The 3,228-nt window shown below is 40.3% G+C and carries 1 protein-coding gene and 1 pseudogene; both read right to left on the bottom strand.

All coding sequences use genetic code 11. From position 1 onward, the window contains the following. Positions 1-2,456 (bottom strand): hypothetical protein (locus ACTHJT_RS00010; protein ID WP_440235458.1); only part of this gene is annotated, 2,456 nt, incomplete at its 3' end. Between the two features lie 172 nt (positions 2,457-2,628). Further along, positions 2,629-3,228, bottom strand: a pseudogene (locus ACTHJT_RS00005) (amidophosphoribosyltransferase); the annotation flags it as partial.

Raw genomic sequence — 3,228 nt, 5'->3', positions numbered from 1 at the left:
GTCGGGCTCACATTGATAACCACGGTTGCTTCCGTGTAACAGGATGAGTTGCCTGTGTTACCGTCTTCCACACGAAGTACATAAGTACCTGCATCTGCTAATGCTCCAGTGATACCTGTATAGCTTGGCATTGGCGTTGCTGTGTTAGCAGGTATGGTTACCGTCGTAGGAGTAACTTTTACTGTAGAAGGTGCAGGTAAAGTTTTGATCCAGGAATAAGTGAACCCACCATTTAACGATGCTGCAGTCACAGTTGCAGAACCTGTCAAGGTTTGTGCTGTACCCTGGCAAATTGTTGTTGGCGTAGCTGCCGGTACTGTGATTGTTACCGCTGTTGGTTTAGAACACTTCGGACATTGTACAGTAGATTCAATAGGATCCGATACAGAATAGTTTTTACATGGATCATTATCATTCGCATACTTTGGTGCCGTAAAGTTATTATTAGCAGCAAATACTGCAGGAGTAGTTGCTACGACTCTGAAATAGATTTTATCTCCATCAACAGTTCCTGCATAAGCCGCATTCAGTGAAGGGTTCGGGATGGTATATGTTTGGCCTGCCTGAGGAGCTGCCAGATTTTTCCATGAAGTATAATCGTTCGGTGTCTTGGTCCACTGATACAAATACTGAGCATTATTGCTATAATAACTGTTCAACAATGCGCTTGGTTTTACATCTAAGTCAAGAGAAGCTGTACAAACATTTTTTGTAGTAGCAAGGGTAGGAATATCAAAATAAACATTCAATGGCGGAGGAGAACACGCCATGATCTTAATATCATCAAGCACAAGGTCATTACCGCAAGTAGATTCGGTAGAGTTATTGATAACATCCATGATTACAGATGTACTACCTGCCCCTAACGTAATATTACCTGAAACTCTTACCCATACACCTCCTCCATCTGCCTGTCTTGTAGCGGTTGCGCTGGCCGTAACAGAATTAGCAGCATTACTTCCATCTGTTAGTTTGATCTGTACGTTAACTGGTGCATAATAGGAACAACCCGAACCCGGACCATCTGTAAATACATTGATCCAGCATTCAAAAGAGAGTTGTTTACCAAAACATAAATTTGAGATTGTACGGGTATATAATTTTTGTCCGAATGTTCCCGTGGGACAGTTGATCAATAAACAGGCTCCCGCTTTTGTTCCGGAGTGATCTAACGATACTTCCGGAGGTGGATTTGGTCCTCCGATCCTATTCGCCCATTGCAACATAGCACCCTGATATCCGTTATCCGGATTATATCCTGTTAAATAACCTGCTACTGTATATTGCCCGTCCTGCAAAGGACCTGTAGCCTGAAATGTTGCGCCCAATGGTGCCGGCGTCAATTGCCATCTGAAAGGGGTTGTGGTGGTTTTTGTTACCAGTGTTGGATTCAATACGTTTGAATAATCCCATACTTTATAAGTTTTTCCGGTAACATCAGTTAAATCAACCGTTCCGAAATCATCGTAATAAATTGTTTTACGTGAAGTTGGTACACCACCTTCTACACAACATGTAATAGCATTCACCGTAACAACATTTGATGTAATTGCTGTTCCACTTGGCTTTGGAGTGATTTGTGCTCTGAATTGATATGCCTGAACAGTTGGTACATCATATAATACTGCCTGGTTTGTTGCGCCTGAAATATTTGTCCAACCGGAACCAGTATTCACCTGCCACTGATAAGTTGCATTGTATTCTGTTGTTGTTTGTAAAGTTACCTGTTCACCGGCACATACTTCAGTTCCTTCATTTGCTATGATTTTGGGCTGAGGGAAGCCCATGATCTGAATTTTCTTAATAGCCATCGCCTGGCATGAACCGAATTTAGTATCGTTCATTCTGAATACCATATTACCGGAAGCATCTACAGTACCGGTAAATGTTGCTGACTGGCACTGCCCCATACCGATTTGAGGAGCATCAGTACCATTTAATAAATTATATTGATCAAGATTGATTCCGGCTTTGAATTCGTTTCTCTGTCCTGTACAGCTGGCATAAGTTGATTTAACAGCACTGCAATAATCAACAATAACCGAAACCGCTGAATTTGGAACCAGGTTCGTCAAACTGTATGATAATATATTCACATTACTTCCTGGAGATGTAGCCGTTGGTGAATATACATAGGAGTAATCTGTTGTTGGAGTAAAATCCTGGTAACGCGTACTATCCAAGCGGATAGGCGTAGGTGTAATTGCATAAAAATACCCTACATTAAAATTGTTTGTGTTAACATTTGGTGCGAGCGGTGGTGTGGACACAATACTGCCAGGCTGAAAACCTATTTGTGATATATCCGTTAACCCAATATAAAACCTGGATGCATTTCCTGGCAGCGGATCAAAATCTGTTCCTGATACAAGTATCTGTGCATTAGTATTGGAATACACCAGCATTGAAACCAATACCAGCAAAAGACTACGGATTAAACGTTGGGCATTTTTCATTATTCTGCAAAATAATTATATATATTATTACGAATTTACCATTAATATTGAATATATACTATAAACTGAATATTTGTAACCCTCTCCCCTGTTGATATTCTAAAAGTTTAATAAAAAAAGAGAGCCTTAAATTGCTTTAAGGCTCCCATCAATATAATATAACTTTTTATGCTTAGTAGGCTCTTACAGTCTTACCTTCCATATAATACATGAAGGCTTTATTTACGACACGGTTACCGCCTGTTGTTGGATAATCCCCTGTAAAATACCAGTCTCCTATATGATTCGGACAGGCTCTGTGTAAGCCTTCGATTGTCTGGAATATTACTTCGATTTCAGCATTACAACCCTTAGGCGTGATAATCTCTGCGATTTTTTTACTTACCTGCTCATATGGGAATTGCAAATACAATTCTTTTACGTGGTTCACCATATTACCACTTAAATTAGCAATAGCAGACTTACACTTTTCATTGACATCTTCCAGTAAATTGTCTTGTTTCGTTTCCTTCAAAAGAGCAAGCATGGCACGGAATGCCACAAAATCTTTTACTTTCGACATATCGATACCATAACAATCCGGGAAGCGAATCTGTGGTGCAGAAGAAACGATGATGATTTTCTTAGGGCCTAATTTATCCAGCATTTTCAGAATACCATTCTCAAGCGTTGTACCACGCACGATCGAATCGTCAATGATCACCAGGTTATCAATGCCTTTACGCACAACCCCGAACGTTGTATCATACAGGTTTGCCACAAATGATTGTCG

The organism is Cytophaga sp., from assembly GCF_051961495.1.
In the GTDB taxonomy this organism is placed as follows: domain Bacteria; phylum Bacteroidota; class Bacteroidia; order Cytophagales; family Cytophagaceae; genus Cytophaga.
Note: the sequence above shows the minus strand (reverse complement) of the source record. Positions and strands in the feature narration are given on the sequence as shown.